At 71.4% G+C, this 17317-nt stretch carries 6 protein-coding genes; all 6 read left to right on the top strand.

From position 1 onward, the window contains the following. Positions 1–33: 33 nt before the first annotated feature. The gene (locus U8D42_RS19335; RefSeq protein ID WP_322858818.1) at positions 34–2268 is read left to right on the top strand and encodes an MMPL family transporter; all 2235 of its coding nucleotides are present in this window, start codon (positions 34–36) and stop codon (positions 2266–2268) included. 45 nt (positions 2269–2313) lie between these two features. Further along, positions 2314–2832 carry a GNAT family N-acetyltransferase gene (locus U8D42_RS19330; RefSeq protein WP_322858819.1) on the top strand — a complete coding sequence of 173 codons (519 nt, stop codon included), beginning with the start codon at positions 2314–2316 and terminating at the stop codon, positions 2830–2832. A gap of 307 nt (positions 2833–3139) precedes the next feature. Then, positions 3140–4183: an ABC transporter permease gene (locus U8D42_RS19325; RefSeq protein ID WP_322858820.1), complete on the top strand. Its 1044-nt coding sequence runs from the start codon at positions 3140–3142 to the stop codon at positions 4181–4183. 2 nt (positions 4184–4185) lie between these two features. Beyond that, on the top strand, positions 4186–5277 hold the full coding sequence (locus tag U8D42_RS19320; protein WP_322858567.1) for an ATP-binding cassette domain-containing protein: 1092 nt from the start codon (positions 4186–4188) through the stop codon (positions 5275–5277). Further along, on the top strand, positions 5274–12050 hold the full coding sequence (locus U8D42_RS19315; protein ID WP_322858568.1) for a type I polyketide synthase: 6777 nt from the start codon (positions 5274–5276) through the stop codon (positions 12048–12050). The genes U8D42_RS19320 and U8D42_RS19315 overlap by 4 nt, the downstream gene beginning before the upstream one ends. After that, a complete protein-coding gene (locus U8D42_RS19310; protein ID WP_322858569.1) occupies positions 12047–17311 on the top strand; it encodes a non-ribosomal peptide synthetase in 5265 nt (1754 codons plus the stop codon). The genes U8D42_RS19315 and U8D42_RS19310 overlap by 4 nt, the downstream gene beginning before the upstream one ends. The last annotated feature ends 6 nt before the right edge of the window (positions 17312–17317 follow it).

Raw genomic sequence — 17317 nt, 5'->3', positions numbered from 1 at the left:
TGTGTGAGCCGCGACGAGAAGGGGTCCGAGCCCATGCTGACGCGACTGGCCCTGATCGCCATCGCCGCTCCGCGACGGGTGATCGCGGGCGCGCTCTTCGTCGCCGTCCTGGCCGCCGTCTTCGGTGTCCCGGCCGCGGCGACCCTGCCCGGCGGCGGATTTCTGGACCAGACGGCCGAATCCGCGCGCGCGGCGGCCATTCTGGGGGAGAAGTTCGGCCAGGGTGACATGGAGATGACCCTGCTGGTGAGCTCGCCGGGCGGCGTCAACGAAGGCCCCGCCCGGATGGTGGGCACGGACATCGTCGAACAACTGGCCCGGTCGCCGTTCGTGGCCCAGGTGGCATCCCCCTGGAACGCGCCGCGGCCCGGGTTGATCAGCGCCGACGGCAGGTCCGCGCTGATCGTGGCCGCGCTCAACGGCGGGGAAAGCAGCGCGCCGAAGCACGCCCGGGAACTGGCAGACCGGCTGGTGCGCGACCGCGACGGTGTGACCGTGCAGGCCGGCGGGATGGCCATGATCTACGAAGAGCTCAACCGGCAGACCGAAAATGACCTACTGCGAATGGAATTCGTCGCCATACCGTTGAGTTTCGCCGCGCTGGTATGGGTATTCGGCGGGCTGCTCGCCGCGGCGCTGCCGATCCTGGTGGGCGGCTTCGCCATCCTGGGGGCGCTCGCGGTGTTGCGTGCGGTGGCGGTGGTCGCGGACGTGTCGATCTTCGCGGTCAACGTCTCGGTGGCGCTGGCGTTGGCGTTGGGCATCGACTACACCCTGCTGATCATCAGTCGCTACCGCGACGAGCTGGCCGAGGGGCGGTGCCCCGACGACGCCCTCGCCCGCACCATGGCCACGGCCGGCCGCACCGTGCTGTTCTCCGCGATGACGGTGGCCCTAGCGCTTTCGGCGCTGGTGATCTTCCCCATGTACTTCCTCCGGTCGTTCGCCTACGCCGGGGTCGCGGTGGTGGCGTTCGCGGCGCTGGCCGCGATGGTGATCGCGCCCGCGGTGATCGTGGTGTTGGGCGACCGGCTCGACGCGCTCAACGTCTGGGATCTGGGGCGCAAGCTGTTTCGGCGCCCGGCGCCGCCGCCGGTAGCCATCGAACAGACCTTTTGGTACCGCACCGCCACGCTTGCCATGCGGCACGCGCTCCCGGTCGGCCTGGCGATCATCGCCCTCCTGCTGGCGCTGGGGGCGCCGTTCCTCGGCATCAAATGGGGTTATCCCGACGATCGGGTGCTCCCGGCGTCCTCGTCGGCGCGGGCAGTCAGCGACCGGATCCGGCAAGACTTCGGTGCCGACGCCGCGACCACGGTGCGGGTCGTCATCGCGCGCGCCGAGGGTCTGACGACGGGCGAACTCGAGGAGTACGCCGCGCGCCTGTCGCGGGTTCCCGACGTGTCGGTGGTGTCCTCGCCGACGGCAACCTTCGTCGCCGGCGAGCGCAGGGGACCGGCGTCCGCGCCGGCCGGCCTGGCGGGCGGGAGCGCCTACCTCACCGTGGCCAGCGGGGCGCCGCTGTATTCCGCGGCCTCCGAGGCCCAGCTGGACCGCCTGCACGCGGTTCCGGTGCCCGGCGACCGGCGGCCCGAGATGACCGGCATGGCCCAGATGAATCGTGATTCGGTTCAAGCGATTACGTCGCGATTGCCCTTGCTGTTCGGCTTCGTCGCGTGCGTCACGCTGGTGCTGCTCTTCGCCCTCACGGGCAGCGTGGTGCTGCCCGTCAAGGCGGTGGTGCTCAACGTGCTGTCGCTGACGACGGGGTTCGGCGCTTTGGTGTGGATCTTCCAGGACGGGCATCTGGGGGCGTTGGGCACCACCCCGACCGGCACGCTGGTCGCCAACATCCCGGTGTTGATGTTCTGCATCGCGTTCGGATTGTCGATGGACTACGAGGTTTTCCTGCTGGCCCGCATCCGGGAGTACTGGCTGGACTCGCCGCGCACGCGTTCCGACAACGACGAGAGCATCGCGTTGGGCGTCGCCCGGACGGGCCGGATCATCACGGCGGCGTCGCTGCTGATGTCGATCTCGTTCGCGGCCCTGACGTCCGCGGACGTCTCGTTCATGCGGATGTTCGGGGTCGGGCTGACGCTCGCGGTGCTGGTGGACGCCACGCTGGTGCGGGTGCTGCTCGTCCCCGCCTTCATGCACGTCTTCGGTCGCCTGAACTGGTGGGCGCCCGCACCGCTGGCCCGGCTCCGCCGACGAGCGGATGCCCGGCGGCCGGAGGCGCCGCGCGCGGCCGACGTGGTCGGGTGAGCCGGGTGGAATGTGTCGCGGCCGGAGGCGTTGGATGGTGACGTGGTGCACCCGTCCAGCGCGCCGGCCGCGGATCGCGAGCTGCGGTTCGTGTCGGCCACGCACGACGATCCGTTGGCGCGGCCGCTGCTGGCCGAGCTGGCCGACGAGTACGCGCAGCGCTACGGCGGCACGCCCACCACGCACCTGTCCTGGCTGCCCGTGCCGGCCGGCGAGTTGGCGCCCCCGGACGGCGGCCTGTTGATCGGCGTGCTGGACGGCGTGCCCGTCACCGGCGGCGCGTTCTTGCGCTACGACGCCGAGACCGCCGAGCTCAAGCGGATCTGGACCGACCGCGCCCACCGGCGCCGCGGTTACGCCCGGGCCCTGCTGGCGGCCCTCGAGGCCGAAACCGCCGCGCGCGGGTACCGGCGGCTCTACCTGATCACCGGCAACCGGCAACCCGAGGCCGAGGCGCTGTACGACGCGACGGGCTACGCCCGGGTGCCCGCCGACCCGCTGCCGTCCTGGGGCCCGTTTGTGCCGATCGCGTTCGAGAAGTGGCTGGTTGCCGACGGTCGGTGACTTCGTCGCGCCCCCAACGGCTTTGGAGGCATGTCCTTTCCGGATTTTTGATATCGCGGGCGATATCAAAAACTGGGTCTGCCCGTAGCACAGGAGTAGGGGCAGCTGTGGCCGGTGTGGCGATACTCACGGACCGGGCCCGCTCAAAATCGCCCGGCCGCTGCGCGATCGGGGCATAAGTCAGCCCGATCAAGGCCCTTCGGCTCTACGTGCCGGCGCCGGATCTGGGGATTCTGGCCTAGGAAGTCAGATCGGAGGTCGATTCGTGTCGCATGTCGGGGCTCTGCAGCAGCGGGCGCGCATACCGATGCTCATCACCGCGATACGCGATATCCAGTGGCGTCAGCGACGCTTCATCATCGCGGTCGTCGGCACCGGCATGGTATTCGCGATGACCCTCATCCTCACCGGACTGACGCTGGGCTTTCGGGTCGAGGCCAAGCGCGTCGTCGACTCGATGGGCATCGACAGCTACCTGATCCAGACGGGCGCGGTGGGTCCGTTCCTCGGGTCGACCAGGTTCCCGGAGGCGGAAGCGCAGCGGGTCGCCCGGCTCCCGGGGGTGGAATCGGCGATCCCCGTCGTTTACGGGAACACGATCATGCAAGATCGGCGCTCACCGGAAAACCTGAACGTCTACGGTGTGCCCGAGCAGGCGATGCCGCGGATAGCGGCGGGGCGGCCGCCGGCGAATCCCGGCGAGGCCGTCGTCTCGAACACGCTGGGACGATCGATCGGCGACGACGTCGAGGTGGGCCCGCAGCGGCTGCGGATCGTGGGGCTGGTCGACAAATCGACCACGCTCGCGGGTCAGCCCAACGCGTTTCTGACCGTCGCGGGAGCCCAGCGGTTGATGTTTTCCGGGCAGCCGGTGATCTCCGCGATCGGTCTGCGCGGCCAGCCCAAGCAGATACCGGACGGCTACCGTCTCGTCGATCGCCGCGCCGCGGTCGACGACATGGTGCGCCCGTTGCACGGTGCCCGCCTGGCGATGTCGTACCTGGCGATTCTGCTGTGGGCGGTGGCGGCGCAGATCGTCGGATCCTTGGTCTATCTGTCCGCGTTGGAGCGGACCCGCGACTTCGCGGTGTTCAAAGCCGTCGGTGTGGCCACGCACTCGGTGCTGGCCGGGCTCGTCCTGCAGGCGGTCCTCGTCGCGTCGGTCGCGGCGATGCTCGGCGGCCTGCTGGCGGTGCTGATCGGCCCGCTGTTCCCGATGCTGGTAGCGGTGACCGCATCGACGTTCCTGTCGTTGATGGGGACCGCGGTGGTCATCGGACTGCTGGCGAGCCTGGCGGGGCTGCGGCGCGCGGTGGCGATCGACCCGGTCCTGGCGTTCGGGGGGGCGTAGCCGTGGGGGATCTGCGCATCAAAGACCTCGTCGTCGAGTACTCGGTCGGCGGGGAGGCGCTTCGCGTCATCGACGGCCTGGACCTGCAGGTGGAGGCGGGTTCCCTGGTGATCTTGTTGGGCCCCAGTGGATGTGGGAAAACGACGCTGCTGTCGTGCATCGGCGGCATCCTCAGCCCTACCAGCGGGAGCATCCAGGTCGGTGACATCGACGTCACCACGCTCGATCGCCGCAGGCTGACCACCTACCGGCGCGACACCGTCGGCTTCGTCTTCCAATCGTTCAACCTGGTGCCAAGCCTCACGGCAGTCGAGAACGTGGCGGTGCCGTTGTGGGCGGCCGGGTGGTCGCGGCGGGCGGCGCGCGAGCGCGCCGAGAAACTGTTGACCGAATTCGGGCTGCAGGACCGCACGACGCATCGGCCCGGCGACCTCAGCGGCGGTCAACGGGAACGGGTGGCCGTGGCCCGCGCGATCGCGCTGGACCCGTCGCTGATCCTGGCCGACGAGCCCACGGCGCACCTGGACCAGGCCCAGGTGCAGGCGGTGCTGCGGTTGCTCCGGGGGTTGGCCACCGGCGAGCGCATCGTCGTGGTCGCCACCCACGACACGCGGATCCTCCCCTTCGCCGATCAGGTGGTCCGGCTGCTGCCGGACGCCGCCGCGGTCGAAGAGGAGCCCCAAACCGTCAGCCTGACAAGCGGTTCGGTGTTGTTCGAGCAGGGCAGCATGGGGGAGTTGATCTACGTCGTCGCCGATGGCGAGTTGGAAGTCGTGCACGAATCGGCGGACGGCACCGAGGAATTGATCAAGGTCGCCACCGCGGGCGAGTACGTGGGCGAGCTCGGGCCGCTGTTCCGGATGGCCCGCTCGGCGACGGTGCGGGCGCGCACCGACGCGATCGTCACCGGCTACACGGTGGAGGCGTTCCGCGGGCTGCTCGAGACCCGCACCGACAGCCGGTTCGTCGAGGAGCCCGAAGACGCTGTGCGGCAGCAATATACGGATCACCAGCAGCCATCCGACGGGGCGAAGCTGGTGGCTGGGGTCGGTGACGAAGTGCCCACCCCGAGCCCGATAGGGGGAGCAAGTTGACATCGAACGGGGAGACCGCCGATCACGCGCCGCCGATGGCGCCGACGCTGGTCGAGCAGCTGCAGCAGCGCGCCGTTCGCTATGCGGGCAAGTTGGCGTTCGCCTTCTCCCGCGACGGCGAGGAAACGGACCTCAGCCGGCTCACCTATGACGAGCTGGACGTCCGCGCGCGACGGATCGCGGCCGGCCTGCAGGCGCAGGGCGCCGCCGGCGAGCGCGTCCTGGTGCTGTGCCCGCCGGGCCTGGACTTCGTCGCCGGCTTGTTCGGTTGCCTCTACGCCGGGTCCATCGCCGTACCGGTGCATCCGCCGGTGCGCGATCACCTGGTCGCGCGCGTCGAGTCGATCGTCGCCGACGCGCAGCCGGAGTTCGCGCTGTCGAACACCGAAATGCAGGCCAGGATCCGGGACCGGGTGGACGGCCTGGCCAAGGGACGGCCACTGCGGTGGTCCGTCACCGACACCCCCGGCGACGGGGCGCGGTGGGTGCCACCGGACGTCGAGGCCGACACGATCGCCATGGTGCAGTACACCTCGGGCTCCACCGCGCTGCCGAAAGGCGTTGTGCTGTCGCACGGCAACCTGGTGCACAACCTGGAAGCCATCCGCCAGACGTGGAAGTCGGGCTTCGGCGGGGCCGCGACCGGGGTGTTCTGGCTGCCGCCCTACCACGACATGGGCCTCATCGGCGGTCTCCTGGAGACGCTGTACGTCGGGGGCACGTCCTTCCTCATGCCGCCGAGCGCGTTCATCAAGCGCCCGATGCGGTGGCTGGAGGCGATGTCCCGGCACCGCGCCACGATCACCGCCGCCCCCAACTTCGCCTACGACATCTGCGTCGAACTCAGTACGCCCGAGCAGCGCGCGGCGCTCGACCTGTCCAGCTGGTCGACCGCCATGTGCGGCGCGGAACCGGTGCGCACCACCACCCTGGAGGGTTTCGCGGAAGCCTTCGCCCCGGCCGGATTTCGGCCGGCGGCGTTTTATCCGGTGTACGGCCTGGCGGAGGCCACGCTGTTGGTCTCCGGCGGCTCCGACTCCCCGGAACCGGTGGTTCGGCACCTCGACCGCGCCGCGTTGCGCGAGCGGCGGGTCGTTGAGGCGGCGCCGGAAAGCCCAAGCGCCACAACGCTCGTCGGATGCGGCCAGCCCCAGGGCGGCCAGCAGGTGATCATCGTCGACCCGGAAGCCCGGCGGCAGTGCGGGGCCGACGAGGTCGGCGAGATCTGGATCGCCGGCCCGAGCGTCGCACACGGCTACTGGCGGAGCCCCGAACAGACCGAAGCGGCATTCGCCGCGTACCTGGCCGACACCGGGGCAGGCCCGTTCCTGCGCACCGGGGACCTGGGTTTCTATGGGTCGGGCGAACTCTTCGTCACCGGACGCCGCAAGGACCTGATCATCATCCGCGGCAGCAACCATTACCCCGAGGACATCGAGCTCACCGTGCAGGCCTGTCACCCGGCGCTGCTGCGCGGGCGGGGCGCGGTCTTCTCGATCGCGCCCCGGCCGGATGCCGTCGAGCAACTCGTCGTCGTGCAGGAGGTGAACAACCCCGAGGCCGGCGAAGCCGAACTCGACGAGATCGTGGACACCATCCGGGCCGCGATCACCGAACACCACGAGATCCGGGCGGACGCCGTCGTCCTGGTGAAGCCGATGCGGATTCCCACCACCTCCAGCGGCAAAATCCAGCGCTCCGCCTGCCGCGAGCAGTTCCTCGACGGCCGCCTCGACGCGGTCGCCGAATGGCGCGCCCCGCTGCCCGACGGCGCTCCGGTCACCGTCCCGTCCGAAAACCACGGGCGCAGCGCCGCGGAGATCGCGGACTGGTTCGCCGCCCAACTCTCGGGTGAATTCGGCGTCCCGGCAAGCGATATCGACCCGTCCCGCCCGTTCGCCTACTACGGCCTGGATTCCGTCCGTGCCATCCGGCTGACCGCGGCACTGGAATCCTGGCTGGGGCGCGAACTCTCGCCCACGCTCGCCTACGAATACCCCTCGATCGAACTGCTCTCCCGGCACCTGGCCGACGAGGCCCCCGCGCACGACCGCGCCGCCGCCCCGGCCGGGGACGGCGAGGGTGCGCGCTCCGCCGACGAGCCGATCGCCATCATCGGCATCGGCTGCCGGTTTCCGGGCGCCGACGGGCCCGAAGGCTTCTGGCGGCTGCTGTCCGGCGGCGTGGAGGCGATCAGCGAGATCCCGCCGGACCGCTGGGACGCCGACGCCTTCTACAACCCGGATCCGTCCGTGCCGGGCACCTCGGTCACCCGGCGGGCCGGTTTCGTGCCGGGCATCGACCAGTTCGACTTCCCGTTCTTCGGCATCTCGCCGCGGGAATCGGCGCAGATGGACCCCCAGCAGCGCCTCGTCCTCGAAACCGCCTGGGAGGCTTTGGAAGACGCCGGGCAGGTGCCCGAGCGGCTCGCCGGCAGCGACACCGGCGTCTTCGTCGGCATCTCCACCACCGACTACGCGAACCTGCGGGCCGGCCAGCTGCAGCTCGTCGACGCCTACACCGGCACCGGAAACGCGTTGAGCATCGCCGCCAACCGGCTGTCCTACTTCTACGACTTCCACGGGCCGAGCATGGCGATCGACACCGCCTGCTCGTCGTCGTTGGTCGCCGTGCACCTGGCGTGCCGCAGCCTGCGCGACGGTGAGTGCTCGCTGGCCCTGGCCGGCGGGGTCAACGTCATCCTGTCGCCGGCGCTGATGATCAACTTCACCAAGGCCAGGTTGATGGCGCCGGACGGGCACGCCAAGACGTTCGACGCCGGCGCCGACGGCTACGTGCGGGGTGAGGGCGCCGGGGTCGTCGTCCTCAAGCCGCTCAGCCGCGCGCTGGCCGACAACGACCCGATCTATGCGGTGATCCGCGGGACCGCCGTCAACCAGGACGGCCGGACCAACGGGTTGATCGCACCCAGCCGGCAATCGCAGGAGGCCGTGCTGGCCGCGGCCTACCGCCGCGCCGGTCTTTCCCCCGGGAGCGCCCAATACGTGGAAGCGCACGGCACCGGCACGTTCCTCGGCGACGCGATCGAGGCGAACGCGCTGGGCACCGTGCTGGCGCACGGCCGTCCGCCGGGCAGCTCGTGCCTGATCGGCTCGGTCAAGACCAACATCGGCCACCTGGAGGCGGCGGCCGGGGTGGCCGGGCTGATCAAGGTGGCGCTGGCCTTGCAGCACAGGGCGATTCCGCCGAGTTTGAACTTCACCGATCCCAACCCCGAGATCCCCTTCGACAGCCTGCCGCTGCGGGTGGCGCAAACCCTGACCGCGTGGCCGGAGCACGGCGGGCGGGCGGTCGCGGGCGTCAGCTCGTTCGGCATGGGCGGCACCAACGCGCACGCCGTGCTCACCGAGGCCCCGCAGGTGCGGGCCGCCGTGCCCGAGCGCGGCACGGCGCCGGACCGGGTCACGTTGCTGCCGCTGTCCGCGCGGGCGCCCGAGGCCCTGGCCGCACTGGCCGAGCGGTACGAGTCGGCGCTGGCGTCCGGGGTGGGGCTAGAGGACCTGTGCTACACGGCCGGGGCCCGCCGCGGCCACCTCGAGCAGCGGTTGTCCGTGGTGGCGGACTCCGCCGCCGCGATGTCGGAGTCCCTGGCCGCCTACCGGCACGGCCAGTCGCGGCCCGGGCTCGCCGCCGGACAGGTCCGGCCCGGGCAGCGGCCGGCCGTGGTCTTCGTGTTCCCCGGCCAGGGCTCGCAGTGGACCGGCATGGGGCGCCGACTGCAGGACGAGGAGCCGGTGTTCCGCGACGCCCTGGCGGCGTGCGACCGCGCGCTGGAGCCCTGCCTGGGCAGCTCCGTGCTGCAGGCGCTGGCCGACGAGGACGAACTCACCGACATCGGCCTGATCCAGCCCACGATCTTCGCCATCCAGGTGGCGCTGGCCGCGCTGTGGCGCTCGTGGGGCGTCGAGCCCGCCGCGGTGGTCGGGCACAGCATGGGCGAGGTCGCGGCGGCGCATGTCGCCGGCGCGCTGAGCCTCGAGGACGCCGCCCGGGTGATCTGCACCCGCGCCCTGATGCTGCGCACCGTGCGTGGCCGCGGAAACATGATGGCGGCCGAGCTCAGCCTCCCCGAAGCGCAGGAACTCATCGCCGGCCGGGAGGCACAGGTCTCGATCGCGTCCAGCAACAGCCACCGCTCCACGGTGCTGTCCGGGGATCGAGAGGTCCTGGCCGAGCTGATGGCGGTGCTGCAGCAGCGGGACCGGTTCTGCCGGTGGGTCGACGTCGATGTGGCCGCCCACAGCCCGCAGATGGACGCGTTGGTGCCGGCGCTGCGCGCCGGGCTGGCCGGACTGCGGCCAACCGCGCCGGCGGTCCCCCTCTACTCCACGGTGACCGGGGAACTGCTGACCGACCGCCTGACCGACGCCGACTACTGGGCGCAGAACCTGCGTTCGCCGGTGCACTTCTCGCCCGTGCTGCGCACGCTGCTGGACGCCGGGCATGACGCCGTTGTCGAGATCAGCCCGCACCCGGTCCTGCTGACCTCCATCCGCGAGGACGCGCTGGACGTGGGGCGCGGCTGCACCGCGCTGCCGTCGATGCGCCGCGACGACGGGGGACGGGCGACCGCGCTGGCGTCGCTCGGCACGCTGTACACCCTCGGCCAACCGGTCGCCTGGGAGCGGCTGTACCCCGCGGGCAGCCACTGCGTGGCGGCACCGACCTACCCGTGGCAGCGCGTCCACTCGTGGCTGGACGGCGGAACGGTCAGCGCGCCGCCGCGCGGCGCCGGCCCGCCGCAGCGGCCGGCGGGTCTGCGCGACCGCATGTACCACGTGCGGTGGCAGCCCGCCGCCGGCGCGCCGGAGCACAACGGGGAGAGCCGGCCGGCCGAACCGGGAAGCTGGCTCATCCTCGACGACGGCGGCGTGGCCGCGCAGGCCCTCCGGGACCACCTCGAATCCCTTTCCCAGACATGCGTTCTGGTCGAGGCCGGCCGGGGCTTCGAGCGGCTGGCACCCGACCGTTATCGGGTCGACCCGGCGCGGCCCGAACACTTCGACCAGCTGCTCGCCGACGCGTTCACCGACCGGCGGCCGCCGTGCCGCGGCGTGGTGCACCTGTGGGACCTGCTGGCCGCACCGCCGGCCGACACCACGCTCGAGTCGCTGGAGTCCGCGACCACGCTGGGCCCGGTGAGCGTGCTGCACCTCGTGCAGGCGCTGGCCCACGCGGATTGGTCGCCCTCGCCGCGGCTGTGGCTGGTGACCCGCGGGGCACAGGTGACACAGACCGGCACCGAGCCCGTGTCGATCGCCCAGGCGCCGGTGTGGGGTATGGCCCGCACCATCGAACACGAGCATCCGGAACTGCGGTGCACGTGTGTCGACCTGTCCGCGGGTGGCGGCCCGGACGACGCCGCACGAGAGGCCCAGGCCCTGTCCCGGGAGGTGTGGGCCGACCACCGCGACGGCGCCGTGGCGCTGCGGGGCGCCAACCGCTACGTCGAGCGGCTCACCCGCTACGACGCACCCGAGCAGGTCGCGACCCCCGAATTCGGGGACGACGGCACCTATCTCGTCACCGGCGGGCTCGGCGCGCTCGGCCTCGTGGTGGCCCGATGGCTGGCCGAACGCGGCGCCCGGCATCTGGTCGTGATGGGCCGTGGCGAGCCCACGGCGCCGGCGCAGGAGGCGCTGGACGCGCTGCGAGCCGGCGGCACCGAGGTGACCGTCGCGCACGGCGACGTCGCCAAAGCCGACCAGGTCGCGGCCGTCCTCGAGTCGATCCGCACGACCATGCCACCGCTGCGCGGCGTGGTCCATGCGGCCGGGACCACCGACGACGCCATCCTGCAATGCCTCGACGAGCCGAAGCTGCGAAAGGTGTTGGCGCCCAAGGTTCAGGGCGCCTGGAACCTGCACGAGCAGACCAAGGACGCGAAACTCGACTTCTTCGTGCTGTTTTCGTCGGCCGCCTCGCTGCTCGGCCCGCCCGGGGCGGCGAACTACGCGGCGGCGAACGCTTTCCTGGACGCGCTGGCGTGGCACCGCCGCGCCGAAGGCCGGCCCGCGCTGAGCGTCGACTGGGGTCCGTGGGCGCAGCTCGGCTTCTTCACCCGGACCGAACTGCAAAGCTACTTCGCCCAATACGGCGTCGAGGCCATGTCCGCGACCGACAACCTACGGGCGCTGTCGTCCTTGCTGGCGGACTCGGCCACCCAGGCCGTGGTCCTCGACATCGACTGGGCGCGTTGGGAAACCGACCTGCGGCCGCCGCTGCTGGCGGAGCTGGGCGTCGCGCGCCCGGACGAGAAGCCGCGCGACGGGGATGCGCCCGGGCCCGGAAGCGGCCTGCGCGACGCGCTGCGGGAAGCCGCGCCGGAGCAGCGCCGGCGGCTGCTCGAGTCCTACCTGTGCGAACTCGCCGCCGGCAAACTCGGCCTGTCCCCGTCGACCCTCGACATTCAGGCCCCGCTGGGCAGCCTCGGCGTCGACTCCCTCATCACGCTGGAGCTGCGCATGCAGGTCGAACGCGATCTGGGCGTCGTCGTGCCGGTCTCCCGGCTGATGAAGGGGCCCAGCGTGGTCGACCTCGCCGGCTGGCTCGCCGAGCAGGTCGCGGCAGGCGCACCGCAACCCGACGCGGCGCCGCCGGCGCCGACCGCCCCACGGCAAGCGTCCCCGCAGCAGGCCGGCGGCACACCCGCGCGCGGTGTGGACCTGCTGGCCCGCCTGCCCGAGCTGTCCGACGAAGCCGTCGACGAACTGCTCCAACAGGTCCTGGCCGAAAGGGGAGCCGAGCAATGACGGATAAGTCGATCGACATCTCCGGCCTGTCTCCTGAGAAGAAGCGGGCGCTGCTGTCCCAGTTGCTCATGCAGGAGGCGGAGGAGTCGGCCTCGGTCTATCCGCTGTCGTACGGGCAGCGGTCCATGTGGTTCATCCACAAACTCGCACCGGCCAGCGCCGCGTACACCATCACCTACGCCGGCCGGATCGCCGGCCCGCTGGACGTGCCGGCCCTGACCAGCGCGGCCCAGGCACTCGTCGACCGGCACCCGATGCTGCGGACCACGTATGCCGAACGCGACGGGCAGCCGGTGCAGCTGGTTCATCCGCACTGGCCGGTGCGGATCGCCCGCCACCACGTCGGCGCCGGCGAGGCCGAGCTCGACGACTGGATCCGCCGGGAGGCCGATCGGCCCTTCGACCTGTACACCGGGCCGGTCTTCCGGTTCACCCTGCTCGAGCGCACCCCCGAGGAGCACGTGCTGCTGCTGGGTCTGCACCACATCGCCGTCGACTTCTGGTCCATCGACATCATCCTCGACGAGCTGCGCCTGCTGTACGCCGCCGAGCACGGCGCGACCCCGCCCCCGCCGCCGGCGGAAAGCTTCGTCGACTACGCCGACCGGCAGGCCCGGATGCTGGCCGGCGCGGACGGCGAACGCCTCTGGGAGTACTGGCGCGACCAGCTCGCCGGCGAGCTGCCGGTTCTCGAGCTGCCCACCGACCGGCCGCGACCGGGCGTGCAGACCTATGCGGGCACCGTGCACCGGTTCACCGTCGACGACACGGTGACGGCCGGGATCAAGCAGCTGGGCCGCAGCATGGGTGCGACGCCCTACATGACGCTGTTGGCGGCCTACGCCGCGTTGCTGCACCGCTACAGCGGCCAGGGCGAGGTGGTCGTGGGCTCGCCGTTCGCGTGCCGCGACCGGGTCGCGGTGGAGGGTCTGGTCGGCTACCTCACCAATCCGGTGGCCCTGCGCGCCGACCTGCACGACGACCCGACGTTCAGGTCGCTGCTCGGCCGCGTCAAGGACACCGTGCAGGGCGCCCTGGAACACCAGGACTACCCGTTCGCGCTGCTGGTCGAGCGGCTCCGACCGGTGCGCGACCCGGGCCGCACGCCGCTGTTCTCAGTCTCCTTCGCCTGGGAACAAACGCGCCGCTTCTCCGACGAGCCCGGCGCGGCACCGGGCGGGCTGCCGCTGCAGACCCTGCACGTCGGGCAGGGCGGCGCGCCGTTCGACCTGATGATGGAGATCGGCGAACACGGCGGGAAGCTGTCGGGCGTCCTGCAATACAACACCGACCTCTTCGACGGCACCACGATCGAGCGGATGGCCGGGCACTTCGCCACGCTGCTGCGCGGTGCGGTCGCCGATCCCGACCGGCCGGTCTCGCGGCTACCGCTGCTCACCGAGGCGGAAGACCGCCGGCGGGCCGCCTGGAACCGGACCGAGGTCGCCTACGACGGCCCGGCCTGCCTGCACGAGATGGTGGCGGCGACGGTCGCGCGCGTCCCGGACGCCGTCGCGGTGACGTGTGACGACCGCGAGCTGACCTATGCCGAACTCGACCGCCGGGCCGAGGAACTCGCGCGGCGGCTGCGGCGGCTCGGGGTGGGGCCCGAGGTGATCGTGCCGGTCCTGCTGGACCGCTCGGAAGACCTGGTGGTGGCGCTGCTGGGCGTCCTCAAGGCGGGTGGCGCCTTCCTGCCGCTGGACTCGGCGCAGCCCGCGCAGCGCATGGCCGTGATGCTGGCCGACGTGCCGGACGCGCCGGTCTGCGTCACCCACCAGGACAAGCTGGTGCACCTGCCGCCCGAGTTCACCGGCCACCGGCTCTGCCTGGACGTGCCGCCGGACCCCTCGGACGAGGGTCCGGCCGTACCCGTCGCGGCCGGCGCGACCTCGCTGAACCTCGCCTACGTCATCCACACCTCGGGGTCCACCGGGAAGCCCAAGGGCACGCTGAACACCCACGCCGGGATCCGCAACCGGCTGCTGTGGATGCAAGACGCCTACCGGCTGACCGGCGACGACCGCGTGCTGCACAAGACCCCGGTGAGCTTCGACCCGTCGGTCTGGGAGATCTTCTGGCCGTTGATCGTCGGCGCCCGGGTGGTGATGGCCAAACCGGAGGGCCACAAGGACGCCGCGTACCTGGTCGCGACCATCGTCGAGCGGGGCATCACCACAATGCATTTCGTGCCGTCGATGCTGCGCCGCTTCCTCGCCGAGCCCGGCGTGGCCGCCTGCACCTCGCTGCGCCGGGTGTTCTGCAGCGGCGAGGCGCTGCCGTATGACCTGCGCGACCACTTCCTGACCGCGCTGCGCGCCGAGCTCTACAACCTCTACGGGCCCACCGAGGCGGCGATCGACGTCACCGGATTCCACTGCCGCCGTGGCGAATCCGGGACCGTGGTGCCGATCGGCCGCCCGATCGCCAACATCCGCGCGCACATCCTGGACGCGCATCTGCAGCCGGTGCCCGTCGGTGTGCCCGGCGAGCTGTTCATCGGCGGTGTCGGCCTGGGCCGCGGCTACCTCAACCGGCCGGACCTGACCGCCGCCATCTTCGTCGCCGACCCGTTCGGCGGTGACCGGCTCTACCGCACCGGAGACCGGGCCAGGTACCTGCCCGACGGCAACATCGACTACCTCGGCCGCCTGGACTTCCAGGTCAAGATCCGCGGCTTCCGGATCGAGCCCGGCGAGGTGGAGGCCGCGCTGGCGCAACACCCCGCGGTGGCCGAGAACGCGGTGGTGACCAGAACCGACAGCCGCGGGAACACCATCCTGGTCGCCCACATCGTGGCGGCAGGGGGCGCCGCACCCTCGACGACCGAGCTGCGCCGCTTCCTGCTCGAGCTGCTTCCCGCCGCCATGGTGCCGGCCGTCTTCGAGATGACCGACACGCTGCCGCTCACCACGAGCGGAAAGGTGGACCGCCGCGCCCTGATGGCCGCCGGCACCGCCGTCGGGCCGCAGGAGTCGGCATTCATCGCTCCGCGCACACCGACCGAACGGGTGCTCGCCGAGATCTGGTGTGCGGTACTGGGTTTGGACCGGGTCGGCGTCAACGACGACTTCTTCGCGCTCGGCGGCGCCTCGACCCAGAGCCTCGAGGTCGCGATGCGGGCGAACGCGGCCGGCCTGCCGCTGCGCCCCGAGTCCATGTTCGTCTACGGCACCATCGCCGAGCTCGCCGCCGAGTACGGCCCGCTCCCCGGCGACGGCACGCAGCTGGCGCCGGCCCCACCCGACGAGAAGCGCAACACGGTGATCGAAAGCCTCGGCGTGTACCTGCCGGCGCGGACGGTGTCGACCGCGACGGTGATGGCGGAGTGCGCCAACGAGATTCGCATACCCCTGGAACGTCTCACCGGCATCAGAAACCGCCGGGTGGTCGGCGAGGACGAGTTCTCGATCGACCTGGCCAGGAAGGCCGCGGACGACTGCCTGTCCCGCTCGAGCTATCGCCGCGAGGAGATCGACCTGGTGATCGCGTGCAACATCTCCCGTCGCGACGGGATGGGGCACCGGTTCACCTTCGAGCCCAGCACGGCGTCGCGGCTGCGAGACCAATGCGGGTTGGACAATGCGCTGGCCTTCGACATCGGCAACGCGTGCGCCGGCATGTTCACCGGCATCACGGTGGCCGACGCCTTCCTGCAGACCGGGCTGGTGCGAAACGCATTGGTGGTCAGCGGCGAATACATCAGCCACCTGACCGAGACCGCGCAGCAGGAGATCGAGGGTCCGATGGACCCGCGGCTGGCCTGCCTGACCCTCGGTGACGCGGGTGCGGCCGTGGTCCTCGAGCGCGGCCCCAACGGCCGGGTCGGCTTCCACGACATCGACATGGCCACCCTGAGCAACTACAGCAAGCTGTGCATCGCCAAGGCGACCGACGGCCCGCACGGGGGCGCCATCATGCTCACCGACTCCGTCACGCAGACCGCCATCGCGGTCAAGCACGCGGTGCCCTACGTCGCCGCGGTCATGCAGCGGCACGGCTGGCGGCCGGAGACCACCGACCACCTGGTGATGCACCAGACCTCGGAGGCGTCCCTCAACGACGCGGTCGTCGCCGTCAACGGGATGTTCGGACCGGGCGCGGCCAGCCGGGACAACACCATCTACAACGTCGCCGAGCGGGGAAACACCGCGACCACAACGCATTTCGTGGCGCTCGACGACCACATCCGCAGCGGCCGGATCAAGTCCGGGGACAACGTGGTGTTCTCCATCACCGGCTCGGGCCAGACGGTCGGCGCCGCGCTGTACACCTTCGACGACCTGCCCGACCGGATGCGCCGGGGCGCCGGCGACCCACGCGGCCGCGGTGCGCGGGGCGACGGCTACCGGCACGAGGCGCCGGCGACGCCGCGCGTGCGCATCGACAGCGTGGGCATCGCTCCCGCTGGGCAATCGGCGCATCCGAGTTCGATCCGGCTCGCGGCGCAGGCGGCGGCGGACTGCCTCGACCGCAGCGGTCTCGACCGGAGCGCGCTGGATCTGATCATCCACACCGGCGTCTACCGCGACGACTTCCTCAGCGAACCGGCGATTGCCGCGCTGGTCGCCGGCGAACTCGGGGTCAACGGCGAGGTGCAGTCCCCGGACGGCCCCAAGACCCTCGCCTTCGACGTCGTCAACGGCGCGGTCGGCTTCCTCAACGCCTGCCAGGTCGCCGCCGCCATGATGGCGGCGGGAAAGGCCGAACACGCGATGGTGGTCGCCTCGGAGATCGAAAACAACGCCCCCGGCAGCGGCCATCCGCGCAACGGGTTCAGCCAGACGGGCTCGGCGGTGCTGCTGAGCCCGAGCCGGGGCGCGGAAGGCTTCGGCCGGTTCGTCTTTCAGTATCACCCCGAGCACGGCGGGGCCCTGGCCACCTACACGCAGCCACAGGACGGCCGGACCCGGCTGCACATCGACCGGGACCCCAACCTCGAGGCCATCTATCTGAGCTGTCTGCCCGCCGCGGCCAAGGAACTCCTGACGGTCGAGGGGCTCGACCCCTCGGACGTCGCGGTCGTGTTCCCGCCGTATCTGTCCCCGTCGGCGCTCGACGAACTGGCCGCCCAGACCGGCATCGCGAGGTCGCGGTTCGTCGACCTCGGCTCCGACGGGGAACTCGACCCGTTCACCTCGGCCCTGCCCTACGGGCTGCAGCGGGCCAGGAGCAGCGGGCTGGTGCACCCGGGCGACGTCGCGCTGATCCTCGCCGCCGGCTCGGGCGTCCAGGTCGGCTGCGCCACCTACCGGTTCTGATTCCCG

It is taken from the genome of Mycobacterium europaeum (assembly GCF_034555895.2).
Classification (GTDB): domain Bacteria; phylum Actinomycetota; class Actinomycetes; order Mycobacteriales; family Mycobacteriaceae; genus Mycobacterium; species Mycobacterium europaeum.
Note: the sequence above shows the minus strand (reverse complement) of the source record. Positions and strands in the feature narration are given on the sequence as shown.

What these genes read in the sequence shown, in the direction of transcription:
- U8D42_RS19335 (WP_322858818.1), top strand. Translation starts at nt 34, where the DNA reads ATGCTGACGCGACTGGCCCTGATCGCCATCGCCGCTCCGCGACGGGTG.
- U8D42_RS19325 (WP_322858820.1), top strand. Translation starts at nt 3,140, where the DNA reads ATGCTCATCACCGCGATACGCGATATCCAGTGGCGTCAGCGACGCTTC.
- U8D42_RS19310 (WP_322858569.1), top strand. Translation starts at nt 12,047, where the DNA reads ATGACGGATAAGTCGATCGACATCTCCGGCCTGTCTCCTGAGAAGAAG.